Here is a 21,593-nt window from a genome sequence, read left to right as displayed (position 1 = left end):
CGGCGCATGTCCCGCCCTGCCACCGACACGGCCCCTGCGGCCGCTACCGAAATGCCCCGCCCACGTGCCTTGTTGGCCTGGCGCGTGCTGGCGATGGTCTACGACGCACTGCCGGTGCTGGCGCTGTGGATGCTGGCCGGCACGCTGTTCACCCTCGCCTACACCTTCAGTGGCCACGCGCAGCGCGAGAACATCGCACCGTTCAGTGCCTGGCAGTGGCTGCTGTGGGCGGTGTGCTGGGGAATCACGGGGTGGTACGCCACGGCCAGCTGGCGCCGTGGCGGACAGACGCTGGGCATGCGTCCGTGGCGGCTGAAACTGCAATCGAGCGATGGCACGCCGCTGCGGCGCGGCCAGCTGTGGCTGCGCTACGCAGTGGGCACGCTGTCACTGCTGCTGGGCGGGCTGGGATTCTGGTGGGCCTGGGTCGACCGCGACCGCCTGACCTGGCATGACCGCGCCAGCGGCACCCGCGTGGTGCGCATGCCGAAGCGGTAAAGCGCTGTCTGTAGAGCCGAGCACGTGCTCGGCTGCTTTCCGCACTGTACGCGACAGCCGGGCACAGGCTCGGCTGCTCTACAACAACCAGAATCAGCCCGATTTGCGCCGGAACAGCAGGCCGGACACCGCCAGCATCACGATCGGCGGCAACGCATAGGCGATGCGGTAATCGAACTTCAGCGCACCGGCCATGCGGCCGAAGAACAACTGCAGCAGCCAGAAGCCCAGGGCGAACAGGATGCCCAGGAACAGGCGCTTGCCCATGCCGCCGCTGCGCAGCGACCCGAACGCGAACGGCACCGCCGCCAGGCACAGTGCCAGCACGTTCACCGGGTAGAACCAGCGGCTCCAGTACACATCCTCGAAATCGCGCGCATCCAGTCCGTTGCGCTGGCGGTAGGCAATGCTGGTGCTCAGCTCGGCCACGCTGAGGTTTCGCGGCTTGGCGATGCCGGTGGCCAGCGCCGCCGCATCCAGCTTCGAGTTCCACGGCTCGCGCGCCACTTCCTGGCGGGCCGCCGAGCGCTCGCCGAAGGTGTCGCGGCGCACCCCGGTCAGCACCCAGCCGTCCTTGTCGTGCTCGGCGGTGGCGGCATGGGTCAACGAGGCGATATTGCCGTCTTCGGCGATCCGGTACAGGCGCACGTCACGCAGGATCAGCCTTGTGCCCTTGTCGCCCACCAGCTGTTCCTCGCCGCTCTGGGCGTTGAGGAAGGTGTCGCCTTCGCGTGCCCATAGGCCGGAGTAGCGGGTGGTGGAGATGTCCCGTCCCCACTTGGCACTGGCCTTCAATGCGTCGGCACGGTCCTGGCCCCACGGGCCGAGCGTCTCGGCGCTGAGCACCATCACCGCGGTCAGCAGCGACAGCGCGATCGCCACCGACACGCTCAGGCGCTTGCGCGACAGGCCCAGCGCACGCAGTGCGGTCAGCTCCGAGGTCGCGGCCAGCTGGCCCAGGCCCATCAGTGCGCCGATCACCGCGGCGGTGGGGAACATCGTGTAGGCGCGGCGCGGCACCGTGTACAGCACCCACGCGGCGGCATGGCCCAGGGTGTAGCCGTTCTTGCCGATGTCCTTGAACTCGCCGGAGAAGGCCATCACCACGTCCAGGCCGACCAGCACCGCCCAGGTCAGCAGCACCGTGGTGAACACCGACTGGCCCAGGTACAGGTCGAAACGCATCGGGCGCAGCCTCATGCGCGGGCTCCCTTCGGGCGGCCCAGGCGGCCATCACGTGCATACATCCAGATCGACAGCGCCAGCAGCGGCAGGGTCAGCCACCACAGGCCCAGCGCAGGGGGGATCTTGCCGTTGGCGATCCAGCCGCTGCCGATGAACATCAGGTTGGTACCCACCATGTAGGCCATCAGGGCCAGCATCATGCGGCCGTAGCGCTGCTGGCGCGGCGAGCTGCGGCCCAGCGGCACGGTCAGCAGGGCAAAGGCCAGCGCGATCAGCGGCGGTGCCAGGCGGCGGTGCAGCTGCGCCTGCGCCTGCGGGCGCTCATCGCCGATCAGCTTCAGGGTCGGCATCAGTTCCGGGTCGTCCTCGGTGCGGGTCTGTGCGCCATCGGGCAGGGCCACGTCGTTGCGGGCAAAGGTCGCCAGGCGGTAATCCAGCGCGCCGGCCACCGGCCCTTCCACCTGGTGGCCGTCGTCCAGCTCCAGGAAGCGCTGGCGGGTGCCCTCGAAGTACATGCGGCCGCTGTTGGCCGACACCACTTCCAGGCGGTCGTCCTTCTGCCGCTGCAGGAACACCTTGCCCAGCTCGGTGCCGTCGGGCGAGATCGAGGACAGGTAGACCACGCCGCCATTGGGCAGCGGCGTGAACCGGCCCGGCTCCAGCCCGGCCATCAGCACGCTGCGGTTGGCCTCGATGATCATCTGCTCGGCCACCCGGCCGGCCCACGGGCCCAGCCACAGCGAGCAGGCGCCGACCAGCAGCACCACCGGCACCACCAGCATCAGCAGTGGCCGCAGCAGCCGCTTGGGCCCCACGCCGATGGCGGTGATGACCGCCATCTCCGAGTCGCGGTACAGCCGGGCCACGGCCAGCAGCAGGCCCAGCATCAGCGCCAGCGGCAGGATCAGCGGCAGGTAGGCGATGAACTGCAGGCCCAGCTGCGAGAACAGCAGCTTGGCCGGCAGGCGCCCGTCGGCGATGTTGCCGAGGATGTCCACCAGCACGCCGCCCACGCTGACCACCAGCAGGACGATCAGGGTAGCCAGGAAACTCTGGACGAAATCGCCCAGCAGGTATCGGTCGAGCTTCAGCATGGGGCGGTGGTTTAAACTCTGGGGTTCGTTCGCGGTGCCGCCCAGTCTACTGTCTGGGCGTAAACGGCCTGCGATTGTACGGACTCGCCAATGGAATCTGCTCAATGGCCCTCGAATTCACCCTGAACCACGTTGCTCCGGCCGCCGCCACCGTTGATTGCCTGGTGGTCGGCGCGTATGCCGACCATACCCTGACCCCGGCCGCGCAGGCCCTGGACGCCGCCAGTGGTGGCCGCCTGGCCGCCCTGGCCCAGCGCGGCGACCTGTCCGGCAAGACCGGCGCCACCACCCTGCTGCACGACCTGCCGGGCGTGACCGCCCCGCGCGTGCTGGTGGTCGGCCTCGGCGAAGCTGCCCGCTTCGGCGTGCCGCAGTACCTGAAGGCCGTCGGCGACGCCGTGCGCGCGCTGAAGGCCGGCGCCGCCCGCAGCGCGCTGCTCACCCTGTCCGAAGTGGCCATCAAGGACCGCGACGCGGCCTGGGCGATCCGCCAGGCGGTGATCGCCGCCGATCACGCTGCTTACCGCTACACCGCCACCCTGGGCAAGAAGAAGGCCGACGATGCCGGCCTGGCCCAGCTGGCCGTTGCCGGTGATGACGCCCAGGCGCTGGCCCAGGGCCAGGCCATCGCCGCCGGCGTCGAGTTCGCCCGCGAGCTGGGCAACCTGCCGCCGAACTACTGCACCCCGGCCTACCTGGCCGAAGTGGGCGTGAAGTTCGCCGGCGAACACGACGGTGCCGAGGCCGAAATCCTCGACGAGACCCAGATGGAAGCGCTGGGCATGGGCTCCCTGCTGGCCGTGGCCCGCGGTTCGGCCAACCGCCCACGCCTGGTCGTGCTGAAGTGGACCGGTGCTGGCGACGCCAAGCCGTACGTGCTGGTCGGCAAGGGCATCACCTTCGATACCGGTGGCGTCAACCTGAAGACCCAGGGCGGCATCGAGGAGATGAAATACGACATGTGCGGTGGCGCCAACGTCATCGGCACCTTCGTCGCTGCGGTCAAGGCCAAGCTGCCGCTGAACCTGGTGGTGGTGGTGCCGGCGGTGGAGAACGCCATCGACGGCAACGCCTACCGTCCGTCCGACGTGATCACCTCGATGTCGGGCAAGACCATCGAAGTCGGCAACACCGACGCCGAAGGCCGCCTGATCCTGTGCGACGCGCTGACCTACGCGCAGCGCTTCGAGCCGGCCGCGCTGGTCGACGTCGCCACCCTGACCGGCGCCTGCATGGTCGCCCTCGGCCACCAGACCGCCGGCCTGATGAGCAAGCACGACGACCTGGCCAACGAGCTGCTGGCCGCCGGCGAGCACGTGTTCGACCGCGTCTGGCGCCTGCCGCTGTGGGACGAATACCAGCCGATGCTGGATTCGACCTTCGCCGACGTCTACAACATCGGCGGCCGCTGGGCCGGTGCGATCACCGCCGGCTGCTTCCTGTCGCGCTTCGCCGAAGGCCAGCGCTGGGCCCACCTGGACATCGCCGGCGTCGCCAGCGATGAAGGCAAGCGTGGCATGGCCACCGGCCGTCCGGTCGGCCTGCTGAGCCAGTGGCTGCTGGACCAGGTCGCCCGCGCCTGATGCCGTACCCGACCCTGGCCGGCCTCCGCCGGCCAGGGCCTCGCCCGGCACTGCCGGGCCCCTGCCTGACCCGGACCCTGCCATGCCCCGCGCCGACTTCTACCTGATCGCCAAGCCCCGCTTCCTGACCGAGCCGTTGCGCCTGGTCTGCGAACTGGCGCGCAAGGCCAACGACGCCGGGCTGTTCACCCTGGTGCTGGCCCGTGACCAGGCCCAGGCCGAGGAACTGGACGAGCTGCTGTGGGCGTTCGACAACGATGCCTACATCCCGCACCAGATCGCCGGGGAAGACATGGACGAGGAAGAGGCCCTGGTACTGATCGCGGTACCCGGCACCGAGGCACCGGCGCGTCCGCTGGTGATCAACCTGCGCGACGAGCCCTGGCTGGGCCAGTGCGAGCGCGTGCTGGAAGTGGTTCCGGCCGATCCGGAAGCGCGCGAACCGCTGCGCGAGCGCTGGCGCCAGTACAAGGCCGCCGGGTACGACCTCAACAAGCACGACATGTAAGCCCAGCGAGGACCCCTTGATGCGCCTGCTGATCGCCCTGATTCTTCCCTGGCTGTCCTTCTTCACCATTGGCCGACCGCTGGCCGGCACCGTCTGCCTGATCCTGCAGATCACCCTGATCGGCTGGCTGCCCGCCGCCATCTGGGCCGCCTACGCGGTCAGCCAGTACCACACCGACCAGAAGATCCGGCGCGCCCTCGGGTCGCGCTGATCTCCCTTCCGCCTTGATTACCGGTTCCCCCGCATGACCCAACTCGCCTCCAGCTACGACCCGAAGTCCTTCGAGACCGACCTCTACGAGGCCTGGGAGAAGGCCGGCCACTTCAAGCCGTCCGGCACGGGCGAGCCGTACACCATCCTGCTGCCGCCGCCGAACGTGACCGGCACCCTGCACATGGGCCACGCCTTCCAGCAGACCCTGATGGACGCGCTGGTGCGCTACCACCGCATGCGCGGCTACGACACGCTGTGGCAGGTCGGTACCGACCATGCCGGCATCGCCACCGAAATGGTGGTCAGCCGCAACCTGGCGCTGGAAGGCAAGGGCGAGACCCGCGATTCGCTGGGCCGCGAAGGCTTCATCGGCAAGGTCTGGGAGTGGAAGCAGCAGTCCGGCGACACCATTGAACGCCAGATGCGCCGCCTTGGCACTTCCGCCGACTGGTCGCGCAGCACCTTCACCATGGACCCGCAGCCGTCGGCAGCGGTCAACGAAGCCTTCGTGCGCTGGTACGAGCAGGGTCTGATCTACCGCGGCCAGCGCCTGGTCAACTGGGACCCGGTGCTGAAGACCGCCATTTCCGACCTGGAAGTGGAGAGCGCCGAGGAAGACGGCTTCCTGTGGTCGATCGCCTACACGCTGGATGACGGCCTGAGCTACGAGCACGTCGAGCGCGATGCCGACGGCGTGGAAACCCTGCGCGAAACCCGCGACTACCTGGTTGTCGCCACCACCCGTCCGGAAACCCTGCTGGGCGATACCGCGGTGATGGTGCACCCGGAAGACGAGCGCTACGCGCACCTGATCGGCAAGAGCGTGGTGCTGCCGCTGACCGGCCGCCGCGTGCCGGTGATCGCCGATGACTACGTGGACCGTGCGTTCGGCACCGGCGTGGTCAAGGTCACCCCGGCGCACGATTTCAACGACTACGAAGTCGGCGTGCGCCACAGCCTGCCGATGATCAACCTGTTCACCCCGGTGGCGGCGCTGAATGAAAACGCGCCGGAACGCTTCCAGGGCCTGGACCGCTATGCCGCGCGCAAGGCCGTGCTGGCCGAGCTGGAAGACCTGGGCATCCTGGTCGAGACCAGGGCGCACAAGCTGCAGGTCCCGCGCGGCGACCGTACCGGCCAGGTGATCGAGCCGTACCTGACCGACCAGTGGTTCGTGAAAATGGACGACCTGGCCAAGCGTGGCCTGGAACTGGTCGAGGACGGAAGCATTTCCTTCGTGCCGCCGAACTGGATCAACACCTACCGCCACTGGATGAACAACATCCAGGACTGGTGCATCAGCCGCCAGCTGTGGTGGGGCCATCGCATTCCGGCATGGTTCGATGCCGCCACCGGCAGCTGCTACGTCGGTCGCAGCGAAGAGGAAGTGCGGGCAAAGAACAACCTGGGCAGCGACGTGGTGCTGAACCAGGAAAGCGACGTGCTGGAGACCTGGTTCTCCTCGCAGCTGTGGCCGTTCTCCACCCTGGGCTGGCCGAACGAGCAGACCATGGCCGAGCGCGGCTTCGACCGTTACCTGCCGTCGTCGGTGCTGATCACCGGCTTCGACATCATCTTCTTCTGGGTGGCGCGCATGATCATGGCCACCGACAACCTGGTCGGGAAGATCCCGTTCAAGGACGTCTACTTCACCGGCCTGATCCGCGACGGCCAGGGCCAGAAGATGTCCAAGAGCAAGGGCAACGTGCTCGACCCGCTGGACATCATCGACGGCATCACCATCGACGACCTGGTCGCCAAGCGCACCGGCGGCCTGATGCAACCGAAGATGGTGGAGAAGATCGAGAAGGCCACCCGCAAGGAATTCCCGGACGGCATTGCTGCCCACGGTGCCGATGCGCTGCGCTTCACCATCGCCGCGCTGGCGACCCACGGCCGCGACATCAAGTTCGACATGAACCGCGCCGAGGGCTACAAGAACTTCTGCAACAAGCTGTGGAACGCCAGCCGCTTCGCGCTGATGAACACCGAGGGTGCTGCGTTCACCGGCGTGCCGACCCCGCGCACCGATGCCGAACGCTGGATCCTGGCGCGCCTGGCCGCGGTGTCCACCGAGGCGCAGGGCCACTACGCCAACTACCGTTTCGACCTGCTGGCGCAGTGCCTGTACGAGTTCGCCTGGAACGAGTTCTGCGACTGGTTCCTGGAACTGAGCAAGCCGGCACTGAACGGTGCCGACGCCGCCGACGCCGAAAGCACCCGCCACACCCTGCTGTACGTGCTGGAAGCGCTGCTGCGCCTGCTGCACCCGCTCACCCCGTTCATCACCGAACAGCTGTGGCAGCAGCTGGCCCCGCGCCTGGGCCTGGCCGAAACCACGCTGTCGCTGCGCCCGTACCCGACCGCCGCCGAGTTCGAAGGCGATTTCGCCCAGGCCGAGGCCGACGTGGAATGGCTGAAGGCGGTGATCAGTGCGGTGCGTCGCGTGCGCAGCGAACTGAACGTCGCCCCGTCCAAGCAGGTGCCGCTGCGCCTGCAGGCCGGGCTGGAGCAGGATCGCGTGCGCATCGAACGTTTCAGCGCCTCGCTGTCGTTCCTGCTCAAGCTTGACAGCGTCCAGTGGCTGGCCGAGGGCGAAAGCGCACCGCCGGCCGCCGCCGCGATCGTGGGCGAGCTGAAGCTGCTGGTGCCGCTGGAAGGCCTGGTCGATCTCGATGCCGAGCGCGCGCGCCTGGACAAGGAGATCAAGCGCGTGGAAGGCGAGCAGGAAAAGAGCGAAGCCAAGCTGGCCAAGTTCACCGACAAGGTGCCGCCGGCGGTGGTCGAGCAGGAGCGCGTTCGCCTGGTCGACTGGAACACGCAGCTGGCCGGCCTGCGCGAGCAGCGCGCGAAGCTGTAACGCCGCGCTCTGGTGCGTGCCAACCAAGGTTGGCACCTGCCACGGCGGGAGAGGTTGGCACCCACCGAAGCGGAATCGGAAACGCCGGGCGATGCCCGGCGTTTCCATTTGCCCCGCATGGCATCATCGGCGGATGCCGCTTTCCATCTTCCTGCTTGTCCTCGCTGCCGCGGCGCTGCATGCCAGCTGGAATGCGATCGTCAAGCGCGGGCCGGACAAGTTCCTCGGTACCGTGCTGGTGACCGGCAGTGCCGCGCTGCTGTCGGCCGCTGCCCTCCCCTTCCTGCCCTTCCCGGCTGCGCACAGCTGGCCCTGGCTGGGCGCGTCGGTGCTGTTGCAGGTGACCTATTACGGGCTGGTCGCACGCTGTTACCAGCAGGTCGACATGAGCCTGGCCTACCCGCTGATGCGTGGCAGCGCGCCGATCCTGGTCGCGCTGGCGGGCACCGTGCTCGGTGAGCCATTGCCCGCCGCAGCGTGGCTGGGTGTGGTGCTGGTGAGCACCGGCATCCTGTGCATGGCACTGGGTGCACGCGGCGGCCAGCTGCGCCTGCCGCTGCTGACCGCGGCGATGATCGCCACCTACACACTGGTCGATGCGCAGGGTGCGCGGCAGTCAGGCAGCGCGCTCAGCTACACGCTGTGGCTGTTCCTGCTGTCGGGCATTCCGCTGCCGCTGTGGGCGTTGTACACGCGCGGCGGCGCGGTGCTGGACTATGCGCGGCAGCATTGGCCACTGGGCCTGGCCGGTGGCGTCGGCACCACGGCCTCCTATGCGATGGCGTTGTGGGCGATGACCCAGGCACCGGTGGCGATGGTCTCGGCGCTGCGCGAATCGTCAATCCTGTTCGCGCTGCTGATCTCGGTGTTCCTGCTGCGCGAACGCATACCACGCGCGCGCTGGCTGGCAGCGTCGCTCATCGTGGGCGGCGTGCTTGCACTGCGGATGGCGTGAGGAAAGCGTGCCAACCAAGGTTGGCGGCTACCGGTAGTGCCGGCCGCTGGCCGGCAACCCTTCTCCGCTACAGCGGCGGCATTGTCTGCAGGTCGCCGTCGACCAGTTCGATCGCCATCACCACCGCATCCTCGCGGCCCTGTGCCGCCGGGTAGTAGCGCGGGCGGCGGCCGATCTCGTTGAATCCTTCGCTGTGGTACAGCGCCAGCGCCGGCGCGTTGGACGGACGCACTTCCAGGAATACGCGCTGTGCGCCGCGGTCGGCGGCCAGCTGCACCAGTGCGCGCAGCAGCTGGCGACCCAGCCCGCGTGACTGCGCCAGCGGATCGATGCAGATGTTCAGCACGTGCGCTTCATCGGCGGCGATGCTGAGCACGCCATAGCCGATCAGCAGGCCATCGCGCTCCATCGCCAGGCCGGGATAGCCGGCGCGCAGGCAGTCGATGAAGATGCCGCGGGTCCAGGGGAAAGGGTAGCCGCGCAGTTCGATCGCCATCACCGCATTGAGGTCGCTCTCGCGCAGCGCACGCAGGCTGACCGGGCCGGGACGGGCGACCGCACTCATGGCGTGCCTCGCTTGCGCAGGGCACGCAGCTGCGGCCACAGCGCACGCTTGGCGGCCGGGTCGTGGCGCAGCTGGTCCAGCGGCCAGCTGTCCATCAATCGCTGCGTTGCCGGGTCGTTTGGGTTGCAGCCGGACGCACGCAGCAGCGCAATCTGCAGGCGATCCGGCAGGCGGACCACCGGCTGGCGTGCGTTGCCGCTGGGCATCGGGCGCTCAGCCGCCGGTACGGTGTCCGGGGAGCTGACCGGCGTTTCGCGGCGCGGCGGTGCCGGGCGTTCCGGGCGGGCTGCGGGCGCCGGCCCGGCATGCTGTTCGCGCGACGGCACGGCGGCACGCACCGGTTCCGGCGCGGCGACGCTGGCCTCGGCTTCGGCCACGCTCAACTGCAGCGCGGCATCCAGCTCGGCAGCCAGCTGGCCGTCGTGATAGACGGTATAGCCCATGGCCTGCAGCCAGGCCTGCTGGGCCGGTGACCACAGCACGGGCAGGTCCTCGCTCACGCCGCCTCGGGCTTCTTGCGCAGGCGCTGCACGGCCCACATCACCGGGCCGGACAAGGCGTACAGGATGCCGACCGCGAACAGCACGCGCGGCAGGTCGATGACCGCAATGGCGATGGCCACCGGCACCAGTGCCAGCACCAGGAACGGCACGCGGTCCGACCGGGTGCCCTTGGCAGCGCCGCCCTTGAAGCTCCAGAAGCGGATGCGGCTGACCATCAGCAGCGCAGCGATGATCGTCACCGCCAGTGCCACGTAGCGCAGCTGGTTGCCGTCCCAGCCCAGGTTGCCATCGGCGAACGCCCAGACGAAGGACATCATCAGGCCTGCGGCAGCCGGGCTGGCCAGGCCGACGAACCAGCGCTTGTCGACAACCGCCACCTGCGTGTTGAAGCGGGCCAGGCGCAGTGCCGCGCAGGCCGCATACAGGAAGGCCACCGCCCAGCCGACGCGGCCGAGCAGCGGATCGTCGAACTTCAGCCACGACAGCGACCAGTGGTACATCACCAGCGCCGGGGCCATGCCGAAGCTGACCAGGTCGGCCAGCGAGTCGTACTGCACGCCGAATTCACTGCTGGTGCCGGTCAGGCGCGCCACGCGCCCGTCCAGGCCATCCATCACCGCCGCCACGAACACGGCGATGCTGGCATTGACGAAATCCCCGTTGGCCGCGGCGATGATCGCGTAGAAGCCGGCGAACAGGCCGGCGGTGGTGAACAGGTTGGGCAGCAGGTAAATCGTGCGCGAGCGCGGCGGCGGTGTGATCGGGTCCATGGAATCCAGTTTAATCGACTTGCCAGCGGTCGGCGCCAATGCTGCAATCGGCGTTCTGCGCCCATTCCGTGGAGTTTGCCATGCGTGCCCTGTCCTGCCTTGGATGCCTGCTGCTGTTGGCCAGTGCCAACGCCGTGGCCGGCCCCGTCTACAAATGGAAGGACGCCCATGGCGTGACCCAGTACTCGGAGACCCCGCCGGCGGGCAAGAAGTTCGAGACCCGCGAGCAGGCCCGCACCCCGCAGGCCGCGGCCAGCACCGAGACCCCGGCCGCGCCGGTCCCCGAGCAGTGCAGCACGGCCCGGGCCAACCTGGCCCTGCTGGACGGTGGCGGCCAGGTGATGCAGGACACCGATGGCGATGGCAAGCCCGATACCCCGTTGACCCCCGAGCAGCACACCGCGCAGAAGGGATTGGCCGAAGCCGCCATCAAGGCCTACTGCCCAGCACAGTGAGGGTATCGGCAGGGCTTGCAGCCCTGCACCCGCAGAGGCAACAGCAAGGGCAACAGCCAGCTCTGGGCTTTCTGTGGGTTTGGCGGGGCGGTGTGGGGTGGCAGGACACGCCGTAAACCCCGCTCCGCGGTCCGGCCCAGCCGCAGGCGGCTGTGCGTTCGGGCGCTTGCGAAGCAGTGCTTCGCAAGCAAAGCGCCCTCACCCATGGGGGCTCGATGGCGCCATCCATGGCGCCAACGGTCCTGCCACCCCACACCGCCCCGCCCCTGACAGACCGCTAGTGACGGTCAGTAGATCCACGCCATGCGTGGATGAAATCTGTCAGATATCGAATTGAATCCGGGGTCAGATCCGTTTTCCTGCGGAAAACGGATCTGACCCCACGAGCTGTTCCGACAGCTCGCAGGAAACTGTCGAAGGCGGGGTGGGGCCGGTTGCGGGGGCGTGAGCCGCATGGGCCCGAGGCATGCCTCGGGCGGGTTGGGCAGGAAGCCCAACCCTGGTCTTGCCGTGTGCGCAGGACAGCGCACACGAGCAAGCCGCGACCGAGCCTACATGGACGTATTCACGGCGCCCCCCGCAACCGGACCCACCCCGCCATCTCCCAGGAAACCCGTTCTTGCTGTTGCCGTTGCCGTTGACGTTGCTTCAGGCGGGTGCAGGGCGCAGCCCTGCCGATACCCCTCCCCCCGGCCGGGCTGGCAGAATAGACGTCTCTGCCGTTATCCGAAGCCGACGATGCGCCTCTCCCAGTTCCACCTGCACACCACCAAGGAAACCCCCAGCGACGCCGAGCTGACCAGCCATCGGCTGATGCTGCGCGCGGGCATGATCCGCAAGCTGGCATCGGGCCTGTACACCTGGTCGCCGCTGGGCCTGCGCGTGCTGCGCAAGGTCGAACGCATCGTGCGCGAGGAAATGGACCGGGCCGGTGCCGTGGAATTCCAGATCCCGACCATCCAGCCGAAGGAACTGTGGGAGCAGACCGGCCGCTGGCAGAAATTCGGCCCGCAGCTGCTGAAGATCAAGGATCGCAAGGACCAGGTGTTCTGCTACAGCCCGACCGCCGAGGAAGCCGCCTGCGACTTCGCGCGCAGCGAGCTGTCCAGCTACAAGCAGCTGCCGGTGAACTTCTACCAGGTGCAGACCAAGTTCCGCGACGAGATCCGCCCGCGCTTCGGCGTGATGCGTTCGCGCGAGTTCCTGATGAAGGACGCCTATTCGTTCCACCTGCACGATGAGTGCCTGGTGCGCGAATACGAGAACATGAAGTCGGCCTACAGCCGCATCTTCACCCGCCTCGGCCTGGATTTCCGCATGGTGCAGGCGGACTCCGGTGCGATCGGCGGCGATGCGTCGCAGGAATTCCACGTCATCGCCGATTCCGGTGAGGACGCGCTGGTGTTCTCCACCGGCTCGGACTACGCAGCCAACATGGAAGCGGCGATCGCCGCCGATCCGGCACCGCGTGCGGCCGCCACCGAAACGATGCGCAAGGTGGATACCCCCACCCAGAAGACCTGCGAGGACGTCGCGGCCCTGCTCGGCATCGACCTGCAGCGCACGGTGAAGTCGGTGGCGCTGATCGCCGGCGAAGGCAAGGCACAGCAGTTCGTGCTGGCGCTGGTGCGTGGCGACCATGAGGTCAACGAGATCAAGCTGGCCAAGGTCGCCGGCCTGGACGAGCAGCGCTTCGCCAGCGAGGCGGAAATCGCCGAGCACCTGGGCAGCGTGCCGGGCTTCCTCGGCCCGGTCGCCCCGGCCAAGGCCATCCGCGTGGTCGCCGATCGCGAAGTGGCGGCGATGGCCGACTTCGTCGTCGGCGCCAACGAGGCCGGTTTCCACCTGGCCGGCGTCAACTGGGGCCGCGACCTGCCGGAACCGGAAGTGGCCGACATCCGCAACGTGCGTGCCGGCGACCGTGCCGTGGACGGCGGTGAACTGAAGATCGCCCGTGGCATCGAAGTCGGCCACGTGTTCCAGCTCGGCCGCAAGTACGCCGAAGCGCTGGATGCCACCGTGCTGGATGAAAACGGCAAGGCGGCGGTGATGGCGATGGGCTGCTACGGCATCGGCATCTCGCGCGTCGTGGCTGCCGCGATCGAACAGAACCATGACGATGCCGGCATCATCTGGCCGGACGCGATGGCGCCGTGGCAGGTGGTGGTGTGCGTGATCAACCCGAAGGGCGACGCCGCCGTGGCCGACGCCGCTGCCAACCTGCTGCAGGAGCTGCGCGACGCGGGCCTGGACGCGGCACTCGACGACCGCGGCCTGCGCCCGGGCGCGATGTTCGCCGACATGGAACTGATCGGCATCCCGCACCGCGTGGTGGTCAGCGAACGCGGCCTGGCCGCTGGCACCTACGAGTACCGCTCGCGCCGCGCCAGCGACGCGGAGAGCCTGGACAAGGCGACCCTGCTGCAGCGACTGCAGGGCTGACGTGGAAAGACCGGGGCCTGCCCCGGTCTTTTTTTGCCTGCGCCAGCGCGGGCCGATATTGCAGCGGACATAATCCGGTCAAAATCACCGCGACAGCGTCGGCATGCCGCCACGGCATGTCCTGCCTGCATTTGTGCTTGGATTAATTCATCTCTATTCTGTCCGCCGACGCCATGGACTGGCTTGTCCCGTCCACTTATTAGTTTCCGGAGTAACCGTAAATGAGCATTGACCTGACCGGCCTGTCGGCGCGCGAGCTGGGCGCCCTGATCCGCACCGCGAAGAAGCAGCAGACCATCGTCGCCAAGCGCCGGCCGATCACCAAGGTTCGCGCCCAGCTGACCAAGCTGGCCAAGACCGAGGGTTACACCATCGAGGAACTGTTCGGCGACGCCCCGGCCCCGCGCGCGCGCAAGGTGGCCAAGGTCACCAAGGCACCGTCGAAGACCGCCGGCCGCAAGCTGGGCAAGGTTGCCCCGAAGTACCGCAACCCGGCCAACCCCAAGGAAACCTGGACCGGCCGTGGCAAGCAGCCGCGCTGGATGGCTGAACTGACCGCCAAGGGCAACAAGAAGCCGGAAGATTTCCTGATCAAGAAGGCCTGAGGCCGGATCGGGATGCACTGAAAAACGCCGGCGAAAGCCGGCGTTTTTTCACTCCCCGGAAAGGAAAGGTGTGTGGACCAACGGTCCACACCCACAGGAAGCAGCCCAGAGGGGGATTACAGGGTTTTGCGCGCGGGCATCAGCAGGTTGCCGAACAGCAGGCCCGCCACCAGCGCCATCACCACGTTGAGCACGGTGAGGAACACGCTCTGGCCGGCGCCCACGTCCTGCTGCTGGACCAGGGTCAGCACGCCGCGCAGGCTGGTGCTGCCGGGCACCATCATGATGATGCCCGGGAGGCGGATGATCGCGCCCGGACGCCCGACCAGGCGACCGAACAGATTGCCGCCGGCGGTCAGCAGCATCGCCGACAGGAAGATGCCAGCCGGCGCGCCCCAGGCGTGGCCGCCGAACTTGGAGATCGCATAACCGGCCACCGAGGCGGCGATCACCCACGGGTAATCGCGGCGGTTGGCCTTGAACAGCATCGCGAAGGCGAACGCCGCCGTCAGCAGCGACCCCCATTCCACCCATGGCCCCTGCGGCCGCGTGGCGCGGATCACCGGGTCCAGGCCGAGCACGTCGGCCAGGGTCACTGCGATCATCGCGCCGACGCTGAGCTTCATGATGGTGGTCAGCGCACCGGCAAAGCGCGCGGTACCCGACACCCAGTGCTGGCTGGCCAGCTCATTGACCGCATTGGTCAGCGACATGCCGGGCAGCAGCACCACCAGCGAGGCGATGATCACCGTGTTGAGGTTGAGCGCGCCAATGAAGGACGCCACCAGGGTGGCGACCATGCCGGCCAGCAGCGCCGCCAGCGCCTCGGCCGCTTCGCGGGTGGCCGGGCGACGATCGGTGACCATGCCGAGCAGGCCGATCATCAGGCCGATGACACCGGCCGTGGCAATGTCCAGCCACGGCAGCTTCCACATCCCGGCCACGCCGGCCGCGCCGAGGCTGAACGACAGGATGGTGCGCAGCTTGCCGCGCCGGCCCGGATCCTTGTCCAGCTGGCGCAGTGCAGTGTGGCCCTGGGCGATGCTCATCCGCCCGTTGGACACTTCTTCGGCGATATGGTCGGCGACGCTGAGCTTGTGCAGGTCGTTCTCACCGGGCGCCAGGCGGATCACGCGGGTGATGTCGCTGGAGCCGATCGCCTGCGCCGGATCGCTGAAGCTCAGGATGATACCGGTGGGATTCGACCACGGTTCACAATCCAGATCGAGCTGGCGGGCCAGTGCCACCACCGCCGTTTCCAGGCGCTGGGCCGTGGTGCCATAGCTGTGCAGGCGTCCGGCGATCTCGGAAACAAAGGCCACGCGCTGTGCGTAGGTGGCCTGGGGCGTGGGGATCGTGTGAGCGTCTGCGGACATGCGCCGTAGTATTACCTACGCTGGGGCCCACCGGAGAAATTCATCCGAGTTCGACGCGAAGCCCGATACAGAACGGTTATGCTGCGATCCGAATGGCCCAAGTGACCCCGAACCACGCCCCCCAGCTCGAACAGGATGCCCACGACCCGGGCCTGATCCGCCTGTCCGGTACCTGGACCTTGAAGACCGCGCTGGCCGCGGCCGAGGTCCTGCACGGCGTTCCCGACAAACTGACCGGCATCGATGCCACCGGCATCGAACAGCTGGATTCGGCCGGCGTGCTGCAGGTGCTGCGCGTGGCCCATCGTGCCGATCTGCACGAAGACGCACTGCAGTTCCGCGCAGACCACCAGGCGCTGGTGTGCACCATCGAGGAAGTGGCCGACGACCGGCCCAAGCCCAAGCGCGATTTCGGCGTGCTGGCCGCGCTGGAACGGCTGGGCGTCAGCGTCCACACCACCGGCCACAACATCAAGGCGCTGTGCAGCTTCCTCGGCGAGAACCTGGTCAAGGCGGCCCGGCTGGTCAAGGAACCCCGCCGCTTCCGGCTGACCGCCACCGTGCACCAGATGGAGCAGGTCGGGCTGGACGCGGTACCGCTGGTGGCGTTGCTGTCCTACCTGGTCGGCGCGGTGATCGCGTTCCTCGGTTCGACCATCCTGCGCGACTTCGGCGCCGAGATCTACGTGGTCGAGCTGGTCAACATCGCCTTCCTGCGCGAGTTCGCGGTGCTGCTGACGGCGATCGTGCTGGCCGGCCGCACCGCCAGTGCGTTCACCGCGCAGATCGGTGCGATGAAGGCACGCGAGGAAATCGATGCGATGCGCACGCTGGGCCTGGACCCGGTCGACCTGCTGGTGCTGCCACGCTTGCTGGCGTTGCTGGTCACCCTGCCCCTGTTGACCTTCATCGCGATGGTCGCCGGCCTGGCCGGCGGCATCACCGTCGGCGCGTTCGACCTCGACATCCCGCCGCAGATGTACATCGCGCGCATGCACGAGACGATGGAAGTGCGGCACATGCTGGTCGGCCTAGCGAAGGCACCCGTGTTCGCGCTGGTGATCGGCCTGATCGGCTGCCTGGAAGGACTGAAGGTCGAGGGCACCGCGCAGTCGGTCGGCGAGCGCACCACCTCCAGCGTGGTGCAGACGATCTCGCTGGTGATCATCATCGACGCCTTCGCGGCGTTGTGGTTCATGCACATGGACTGGTGACATGAGCACATCCGCCCTCCCCGAACCCATCGACATGCGCGACGACCAGGGCCACGAACTGGCCATCCGCGTGCGTGGACTGGTCAACCGCTTCGGCAGCCAGACCGTGCACGAAGACCTGGACCTGGACGTACGCCGCGGCGAAATCCTGGGCGTGGTCGGCGGCTCCGGTACCGGCAAGTCGGTGCTGATGCGCTCGATCCTCGGCCTGCGCGTGCCCGATGCCGGGCAGATCGAAGTACTCGGCCGCGACGCGCGTGCCGACGATACCGAGAGCCGCCTGCACATCGAGCGCAACACCGGCGTGTTGTTCCAGGACGGCGCCCTGTTCTCCTCGCTCACCGTGGGCGAGAACGTGCAGGTGCCACTGAAGGAACACCATCGCGAGCTGCCCGAGCGCTGGCACTACGAACTGGCGCTGTTGAAAGTGAAACTGGCCGGCCTGCCCGCCGACGCGATCAACAAGCTGCCCTCGCAGCTGTCAGGCGGCATGCGCAAGCGCGCCGGCCTGGCCCGGGCACTGGCGCTGGATCCGCCGCTGCTGTTCCTGGACGAACCCACCGCCGGCCTCGACCCGATCGGCGCGGCGGCGTTCGACCGCCTGATCAAGACCCTGCAGGAAGCACTGGGGCTGACCGTGTTCCTGATCACCCACGACCTGGACACGCTGTACGCGATCTGCGACCGGGTCGCGGTGATCGCCGACCGCAAGGTGGTGGCCAACGCACCCTTGCCTGACATCGAGAAACTGGATCATCCGTGGATCCAGGAATACTTCCACGGACCCCGCGCGCGCGCCGCGCGTGGCGAACAGATCGAGAGTGCCTGAGCCATGGAAACCAAAGCCAACTACGTGCTGATCGGCGCGTTCACCCTGATCACCGGCCTGGCCCTGCTGGCCTTCGGCCTGTGGGCCGCCAAGTACTCCTCCGACCGCACCTGGCAGGAGTACCGCGTGGTGTTCCGCGAAGCGGTGACCGGCCTGTCGGTGGGCAGCCCGGTGCAGTACAACGGCATCGCGGTGGGCTCGATCACCGAGCTGAACCTGGTGCCGGACGACCCGCGCCAGGTGGTCGCGCGCATCCGCCTGAACTCCAACACGCCAGTCAAGACCGATACCCGCGCCAAGCTGGCGATCACCAGCCTGACCGGCCCGTCGATCATCCAGCTCAGCGGCGGCACGCCGCAGTCGCCGGCGCTGACCACGGTCAACAAGGACCCGGCGCCGATCATCCCGACCACACCCTCTGCGCTGCAGAACATCACCGACGTCGCCAACCGCATCGTCGAGCGCATGGACCAGATCCTCAGCGACCGCAACGTGGCCTCGATCAACGCGACGCTGGCCAACCTGGAGACAATCAGCGGCGGCCTGGCCGACCGTGACCAGGGCACGCAGGCGCTGCTGCTCAGCGCGCGCGACGCCGCCCGCAGCCTGGACACCACGCTGAAGACCACCAACGGCACCATCGAGCGCCTGGACAAGAACCTGGTGCAGCAGCTGCCCGGCATCATCGACAAGCTCGACGGCACCCTGGCCAAGCTCGATTCGGCCGCCGGCAACGCCGATTCGATCCTTGGCGAGAACCGCGCCGCGATCAACAGCTTTGCCAACGATGGCCTCGGCCAGCTGGGCCCGACGCTGACCGAACTGCGCGGCCTGATCCGCGACCTGCGCCGGGTCAGCGACCGTCTTGAGAACAACCCCGCGCGCTACCTGCTGGGCCGCGACGCACCGAAGGAGTTCGAACCCAAATGAGCCCGACCACCCTCCCGCGCCTGCTGCTGGCCGCTTCGATGGTCACCCTGCTGGGCGGCTGCTCCATCCTTGGCAGCAGCGAGAAGACCGCGGTGACGCTGTACTCGCCGTCCGTGCAGGTCAAGGCAGACCCGGCCTGGCCGCAGGCCAGCTGGCAGCTGGTGCTGGCCAAGCCCAGCGCCGCGCGCATGGTCGACAGCCCGCGCATCAACGTGCGGCCGACACCGTCGCAGCTGGAGATCTACAAGGGCGCCAGCTGGGCCCAGCCGGCCACCGACATGATCGAGGACACCCTGTTGCGCGGCTTCGAGGATTCAGGTCGCATCCGCGGCGTGGCCCGCAGCACCGCCGGCATCCGCGCCGACTACAAGCTGTCCACCGACGTGCGCCGCTTCGAATCGGATTACCAGGGCCAGGCCACGCCGACGGTGGTGATCGAGGTCAACGCCAAGCTGATCCATGTCGCCGACCAGCGCGTGGTCGCGGACCGCACCTTCCGCCAGGCGCAGCCCGTCGGCAGCACCGATGTACCGGCGGTGACCGCGGCCTTCGAGCGCGGCCTGCAGCAGCTGGCACAGGACATGGTGGGCTGGACGTTGCAGAGCGGGCAGGCCGACCAGCCGACCGTCGCGCGCTGATCGCCGCAGTCGCCGGGCATGGCCCGGCGCTGCCGCCTCCAGATTCAGGTAGCACCGGTCCATGCCCGTCGGCGCTGCAGCAGGTGCGTGCGATAATCACAGGCCACGGCCCATTCCCTCGCTGATGCCCGCATCCGTCTCCATCGCCGTCTGCACGTACAACGGTGAGCGCTTCCTGCAGGAGCAGCTCGACAGCCTGCTGGCACAGACACGCCGACCGGACCAGATCGTGATCCGCGACGACGTGTCCTCCGATGGCACGTTGGTGCTGCTGCGGGCCTTCGTGCCACGCGCCGAGGCTGCGGGTATCTCGGTTGACCTGCAGGTCAATCCACAGAACGTGGGTTATCGGCGCAATTTCGATGGCGCACTGCGCGCCTGCACCGGCACGCTCATTTTCCTGTGTGACCAGGACGATGTCTGGCATCCCGACAAGGTCGCACGCTTCTGCACCGAGTTCGATGCACGCCCTGGCCTGCGCGTCCTGCACTGCGACGCTCGCTTGATCGATGATGCAGGTCAGCCCATGCCGCAGACCCTGTTCACCGCGCTGCACTACGGCACCGCGCAACAGGCACGGATGCATGCCGGCGACGGGTTCCGATTGATGCTCAAGCGCAAGCTGATGACCGGTGCCGCAATGGCCTTGCACCGGTCGGTCCTGGCCGACGCACTTCCGCTGCCGGCATCGGACTGGGTACACGACGCCTGGATCGGCACACTGGCTGCCATGCGCGGGGAGATCGACAGCCTTTCCGAGACGCTCATTGATTACCGCCTGCACAGCAACAATCAGTTGGGCCTTGGTGGCAACGATGCCACGCCACGCGCGGTACGACGCAAGCGCCAGCTGGAAAGCGAGCGGGTGGAATGCGGCCAGCTGCTGGAGCGCGCGCGCGCGCGCGGCCTGCCCGCTACCCAGCTGGCCTGGATCGAACGCAAGCGACGTCATATCGCCGTGCGCGCCAGTCTGCCGAGCTCGCGCCTGCGGCGTATCCCGACAGTGTTCGGTGAACTGCTACGCGGCAACTATGGCCACTTCGGCCGCGGCGTGCTGTCTGCCGGCATCGATCTGCTGCGCGCCTGACACTTCGGCCCAGGATCAGCCGGGCTGGATCCACCGGAACGTCAGGTTGATCCGCTCTCCCTGCACCCGCGCCATCTTCGGCAGCGCGTGCTGGTAGAAGCGCTGGGTCTGCCCGGCCATCAGCAGCAGGTCACCGTGGCCAAGCACGAATTCAGCCTTGCGCGCCGGGTCGTCGCGTCGGCGCAGCAGGAAACGGCGTGCGGCACCCAGGCTCAGCGAAGCGATCACGGGGGCCGGCCCCAGCTCCGGCTCGTCATCGCTATGCCAGCCCATGTAGTCACCGCCACTGCGATAGCGGTTCAGCAGCACGCTGTTGAAGTGGCCGTGTCCTTCGGCCTGCAGGTGCTCGCGCACGGCCAGCAACACAGGCGGCCACGGGTGCGGCACGAACTCGGCACCAGAGTAACGGTAGCGGGCCTGCGGGTCGCCGATCCAGCAGCTCAGCCGTGGCGAGTCCACCCAGCTGCCGAACATGCGGATGCGGTGGACCTCCCACGGCACGCCGGCCTGCAGCGCCTCCATGAGCCGGTCGGCATCGGTCGCGGCCAGCCAGCCCGGCAGGTGCAACACATCGGCATCGGGCAGCGTATGGGGAAACAGCATGGCACCCCCTCAAGAAACAGGGCGGCCCTGGGCCGCCCTTGCACCTTCAGCCGCGAAGAAACGCGACGCCGGTCTTTTCCTGCAGTTCCTCATCACTGACACCTGGCGCGGCTTCCACCAGCAGCAGGCCCTTGTCAGTCACGTCGAACACGGCCAGGTCGGTAATGATGCGGTCGACCACGCCCACGCCGGTCAACGGCAACGTGCATTCGGCCAGGATCTTGTGCTCGCCGTTCTTGGCGGTGTGCTCCATCAGCACCACCACGCGCTGCACACCAGCGACCAGGTCCATCGCACCGCCCATGCCCTTGACCATCTTGCCGGGCACCATCCAGTTGGCCAGGTCACCCTTGTCGGTCACCTGCATGGCACCGAGGATAGCCAGGTTGACGTGGCCACCGCGGATCATCGCGAAGCTGTCGTGGCTGCCGAAGTAGCTGGCGCCCGCACGTGCAGTGACGGTCTGCTTGCCGGCATTGATCAGGTCGGCGTCGACTTCGGCGTCGGTCGGGAACGGGCCGATACCGAGCAGGCCGTTTTCCGACTGCAGCCACACGTCCACGCCTTCGGGAATGTGGTTGGCCACCAGCGTCGGCAGGCCGATGCCCAGATTCACGTAAGCACCATCGGTCAACTCGCGCGCCGCGCGTGCGGCCATCTCATCACGGGTCCACGCCATG

The 21,593-nt window shown here is 67.9% G+C and carries 22 protein-coding genes; 14 read left to right on the top strand and 8 right to left on the bottom strand.

Features of this window, described 5'->3' with window-relative positions; all coding sequences use genetic code 11:
• The first annotated feature begins 6 nt into the window (after positions 1-6).
• Positions 7-498 carry an RDD family protein gene (locus ACUZUJ_RS02935; protein WP_049443099.1) on the top strand — a complete coding sequence of 164 codons (492 nt, stop codon included), beginning with the start codon at positions 7-9 and terminating at the stop codon, positions 496-498.
• A 93-nt stretch (positions 499-591) separates the two neighbouring features.
• Here the strand turns inward: ACUZUJ_RS02935 and lptG are convergent, their stop codons facing one another.
• Together lptG and lptF are read right to left on the bottom strand one after the other, a co-directional pair.
• On the bottom strand, positions 592-1,698 hold the full coding sequence (gene lptG / locus ACUZUJ_RS02930) for an LPS export ABC transporter permease LptG (RefSeq protein ID WP_119007465.1): 1,107 nt from the start codon (positions 1,696-1,698) through the stop codon (positions 592-594).
• Entirely contained in the window at positions 1,695-2,777 is a 1,083-nt protein-coding gene (lptF, locus tag ACUZUJ_RS02925; RefSeq protein WP_014035922.1) for an LPS export ABC transporter permease LptF, read from the bottom strand. The genes lptG and lptF overlap by 4 nt, the downstream gene beginning before the upstream one ends.
• A gap of 104 nt (positions 2,778-2,881) precedes the next feature.
• Here lptF and ACUZUJ_RS02920 point away from each other — a divergent pair, with 104 nt between their 5' ends.
• The 5 genes from ACUZUJ_RS02920 (at position 2,882) to ACUZUJ_RS02900 (ending at position 8,896) form a co-directional block, all read left to right on the top strand.
• Positions 2,882-4,360: a leucyl aminopeptidase gene (locus ACUZUJ_RS02920; protein ID WP_458220624.1), complete on the top strand. Its 1,479-nt coding sequence runs from the start codon at positions 2,882-2,884 to the stop codon at positions 4,358-4,360.
• An 82-nt stretch (positions 4,361-4,442) separates the two neighbouring features.
• Positions 4,443-4,868 carry a DNA polymerase III subunit chi gene (locus ACUZUJ_RS02915; protein ID WP_005415211.1) on the top strand — a complete coding sequence of 142 codons (426 nt, stop codon included), beginning with the start codon at positions 4,443-4,445 and terminating at the stop codon, positions 4,866-4,868.
• A 19-nt stretch (positions 4,869-4,887) separates the two neighbouring features.
• Positions 4,888-5,079, top strand: coding sequence for a YqaE/Pmp3 family membrane protein (locus ACUZUJ_RS02910; RefSeq protein ID WP_049443096.1), 192 nt, complete (start codon positions 4,888-4,890; stop codon positions 5,077-5,079).
• 33 nt (positions 5,080-5,112) lie between these two features.
• Positions 5,113-7,941 carry a valine--tRNA ligase gene (locus ACUZUJ_RS02905; RefSeq protein ID WP_458220625.1) on the top strand — a complete coding sequence of 943 codons (2,829 nt, stop codon included), beginning with the start codon at positions 5,113-5,115 and terminating at the stop codon, positions 7,939-7,941.
• Between the two features lie 133 nt (positions 7,942-8,074).
• Positions 8,075-8,896 carry an EamA family transporter gene (locus ACUZUJ_RS02900; protein ID WP_049443094.1) on the top strand — a complete coding sequence of 274 codons (822 nt, stop codon included), beginning with the start codon at positions 8,075-8,077 and terminating at the stop codon, positions 8,894-8,896.
• Positions 8,897-8,963: 67 nt separating this feature from the next.
• Here the strand turns inward: ACUZUJ_RS02900 and rimI are convergent, their stop codons facing one another.
• Genes rimI through pssA form a run of 3 tightly spaced genes read right to left on the bottom strand, consistent with a single transcriptional unit; the run spans position 8,964 to position 10,734 of the window.
• A complete protein-coding gene (gene rimI / locus ACUZUJ_RS02895) occupies positions 8,964-9,461 on the bottom strand; it encodes a ribosomal protein S18-alanine N-acetyltransferase (RefSeq protein WP_049443093.1) in 498 nt (165 codons plus the stop codon).
• The gene (locus ACUZUJ_RS02890) at positions 9,458-9,961 is read right to left on the bottom strand and encodes a hypothetical protein (protein WP_049443092.1); all 504 of its coding nucleotides are present in this window, start codon (positions 9,959-9,961) and stop codon (positions 9,458-9,460) included. Before ACUZUJ_RS02890 ends, rimI begins: the two co-directional genes overlap by 4 nt.
• On the bottom strand, positions 9,958-10,734 hold the full coding sequence (gene pssA, locus ACUZUJ_RS02885) for a CDP-diacylglycerol--serine O-phosphatidyltransferase (RefSeq protein ID WP_005415206.1): 777 nt from the start codon (positions 10,732-10,734) through the stop codon (positions 9,958-9,960). The genes ACUZUJ_RS02890 and pssA overlap by 4 nt, the downstream gene beginning before the upstream one ends.
• Before the next feature lie 80 nt (positions 10,735-10,814).
• Here pssA and ACUZUJ_RS02880 point away from each other — a divergent pair, with 80 nt between their 5' ends.
• From ACUZUJ_RS02880 to ACUZUJ_RS02870, 3 genes are all read left to right on the top strand, one after another.
• The gene (locus tag ACUZUJ_RS02880) at positions 10,815-11,189 is read left to right on the top strand and encodes a DUF4124 domain-containing protein (protein WP_049443177.1); all 375 of its coding nucleotides are present in this window, start codon (positions 10,815-10,817) and stop codon (positions 11,187-11,189) included.
• Positions 11,190-11,927: 738 nt separating this feature from the next.
• Positions 11,928-13,631, top strand: coding sequence for a proline--tRNA ligase (locus ACUZUJ_RS02875; RefSeq protein WP_049443091.1), 1,704 nt, complete (start codon positions 11,928-11,930; stop codon positions 13,629-13,631).
• 221 nt (positions 13,632-13,852) lie between these two features.
• Positions 13,853-14,236, top strand: coding sequence for an H-NS histone family protein (locus ACUZUJ_RS02870; protein WP_049443090.1), 384 nt, complete (start codon positions 13,853-13,855; stop codon positions 14,234-14,236).
• A 116-nt stretch (positions 14,237-14,352) separates the two neighbouring features.
• Here ACUZUJ_RS02870 and ACUZUJ_RS02865 read toward each other — a convergent pair whose 3' ends face one another.
• Positions 14,353-15,612 carry a threonine/serine exporter family protein gene (locus ACUZUJ_RS02865; RefSeq protein WP_014035912.1) on the bottom strand — a complete coding sequence of 420 codons (1,260 nt, stop codon included), beginning with the start codon at positions 15,610-15,612 and terminating at the stop codon, positions 14,353-14,355.
• Between the two features lie 92 nt (positions 15,613-15,704).
• On the opposite strand from ACUZUJ_RS02865, the gene ACUZUJ_RS02860 reads away from it, so the two are divergent.
• The 5 genes from ACUZUJ_RS02860 to ACUZUJ_RS02840 all read left to right on the top strand — a co-directional run bounded on the left by ACUZUJ_RS02860 (position 15,705) and on the right by ACUZUJ_RS02840 (position 20,310).
• Complete coding sequence (locus ACUZUJ_RS02860; RefSeq protein WP_049443089.1) at positions 15,705-16,826, top strand: MlaE family ABC transporter permease; 1,122 nt, start codon at positions 15,705-15,707, stop codon at positions 16,824-16,826.
• Between the two features lies 1 nt (position 16,827).
• Entirely contained in the window at positions 16,828-17,655 is an 828-nt protein-coding gene (locus tag ACUZUJ_RS02855; protein WP_049443088.1) for an ABC transporter ATP-binding protein, read from the top strand.
• A gap of 3 nt (positions 17,656-17,658) precedes the next feature.
• The gene (locus tag ACUZUJ_RS02850; RefSeq protein WP_014035909.1) at positions 17,659-18,585 is read left to right on the top strand and encodes an MlaD family protein; all 927 of its coding nucleotides are present in this window, start codon (positions 17,659-17,661) and stop codon (positions 18,583-18,585) included.
• Entirely contained in the window at positions 18,582-19,223 is a 642-nt protein-coding gene (locus ACUZUJ_RS02845; protein WP_049443087.1) for an ABC-type transport auxiliary lipoprotein family protein, read from the top strand. The genes ACUZUJ_RS02850 and ACUZUJ_RS02845 overlap by 4 nt, the downstream gene beginning before the upstream one ends.
• 124 nt (positions 19,224-19,347) lie before the next feature.
• A complete protein-coding gene (locus tag ACUZUJ_RS02840) occupies positions 19,348-20,310 on the top strand; it encodes a glycosyltransferase family 2 protein (RefSeq protein ID WP_049443086.1) in 963 nt (320 codons plus the stop codon).
• Positions 20,311-20,325: 15 nt separating this feature from the next.
• Here the strand turns inward: ACUZUJ_RS02840 and ACUZUJ_RS02835 are convergent, their stop codons facing one another.
• Positions 20,326-20,913, bottom strand: coding sequence for an alpha-ketoglutarate-dependent dioxygenase AlkB family protein (locus tag ACUZUJ_RS02835; protein WP_049443085.1), 588 nt, complete (start codon positions 20,911-20,913; stop codon positions 20,326-20,328).
• A 46-nt stretch (positions 20,914-20,959) separates the two neighbouring features.
• The gene (locus ACUZUJ_RS02830) at positions 20,960-21,592 is read right to left on the bottom strand and encodes a CoA transferase subunit B (RefSeq protein ID WP_049443084.1); all 633 of its coding nucleotides are present in this window, start codon (positions 21,590-21,592) and stop codon (positions 20,960-20,962) included.
• Between the last annotated feature and the right edge of the window lies 1 nt (position 21,593).

This window comes from Stenotrophomonas sp. S4 (genome assembly GCF_054187805.2).
This window is presented reverse-complemented; position numbering and strand designations above follow the sequence as displayed.

Bases quoted from the DNA above. Each gene is read 5' to 3' on its own strand.
- lptF (WP_014035922.1), bottom strand. From the start codon at position 2,777: ATGCTGAAGCTCGACCGATACCTGCTGGGCGATTTCGTCCAGAGTTTC.
- ACUZUJ_RS02855 (WP_049443088.1), top strand. From the start codon at position 16,828: ATGAGCACATCCGCCCTCCCCGAACCCATCGACATGCGCGACGACCAG.
- ACUZUJ_RS02830 (WP_049443084.1), bottom strand. From the start codon at position 21,592: ATGGCGTGGACCCGTGATGAGATGGCCGCACGCGCGGCGCGCGAGTTG.
- ACUZUJ_RS02865 (WP_014035912.1), bottom strand. From the start codon at position 15,612: ATGTCCGCAGACGCTCACACGATCCCCACGCCCCAGGCCACCTACGCA.
- ACUZUJ_RS02850 (WP_014035909.1), top strand. From the start codon at position 17,659: ATGGAAACCAAAGCCAACTACGTGCTGATCGGCGCGTTCACCCTGATC.
- rimI (WP_049443093.1), bottom strand. From the start codon at position 9,461: ATGAGTGCGGTCGCCCGTCCCGGCCCGGTCAGCCTGCGTGCGCTGCGC.
- ACUZUJ_RS02905 (WP_458220625.1), top strand. From the start codon at position 5,113: ATGACCCAACTCGCCTCCAGCTACGACCCGAAGTCCTTCGAGACCGAC.
- ACUZUJ_RS02900 (WP_049443094.1), top strand. From the start codon at position 8,075: ATGCCGCTTTCCATCTTCCTGCTTGTCCTCGCTGCCGCGGCGCTGCAT.
- ACUZUJ_RS02935 (WP_049443099.1), top strand. From the start codon at position 7: ATGTCCCGCCCTGCCACCGACACGGCCCCTGCGGCCGCTACCGAAATG.
- ACUZUJ_RS02875 (WP_049443091.1), top strand. From the start codon at position 11,928: ATGCGCCTCTCCCAGTTCCACCTGCACACCACCAAGGAAACCCCCAGC.
- ACUZUJ_RS02860 (WP_049443089.1), top strand. From the start codon at position 15,705: ATGGCCCAAGTGACCCCGAACCACGCCCCCCAGCTCGAACAGGATGCC.
- ACUZUJ_RS02845 (WP_049443087.1), top strand. From the start codon at position 18,582: ATGAGCCCGACCACCCTCCCGCGCCTGCTGCTGGCCGCTTCGATGGTC.
- ACUZUJ_RS02910 (WP_049443096.1), top strand. From the start codon at position 4,888: ATGCGCCTGCTGATCGCCCTGATTCTTCCCTGGCTGTCCTTCTTCACC.
- ACUZUJ_RS02835 (WP_049443085.1), bottom strand. From the start codon at position 20,913: ATGCTGTTTCCCCATACGCTGCCCGATGCCGATGTGTTGCACCTGCCG.
- ACUZUJ_RS02840 (WP_049443086.1), top strand. From the start codon at position 19,348: ATGCCCGCATCCGTCTCCATCGCCGTCTGCACGTACAACGGTGAGCGC.
- ACUZUJ_RS02870 (WP_049443090.1), top strand. From the start codon at position 13,853: ATGAGCATTGACCTGACCGGCCTGTCGGCGCGCGAGCTGGGCGCCCTG.
- ACUZUJ_RS02920 (WP_458220624.1), top strand. From the start codon at position 2,882: ATGGCCCTCGAATTCACCCTGAACCACGTTGCTCCGGCCGCCGCCACC.
- ACUZUJ_RS02880 (WP_049443177.1), top strand. From the start codon at position 10,815: ATGCGTGCCCTGTCCTGCCTTGGATGCCTGCTGCTGTTGGCCAGTGCC.
- ACUZUJ_RS02915 (WP_005415211.1), top strand. From the start codon at position 4,443: ATGCCCCGCGCCGACTTCTACCTGATCGCCAAGCCCCGCTTCCTGACC.
- lptG (WP_119007465.1), bottom strand. From the start codon at position 1,698: ATGAGGCTGCGCCCGATGCGTTTCGACCTGTACCTGGGCCAGTCGGTG.
- pssA (WP_005415206.1), bottom strand. From the start codon at position 10,734: ATGGACCCGATCACACCGCCGCCGCGCTCGCGCACGATTTACCTGCTG.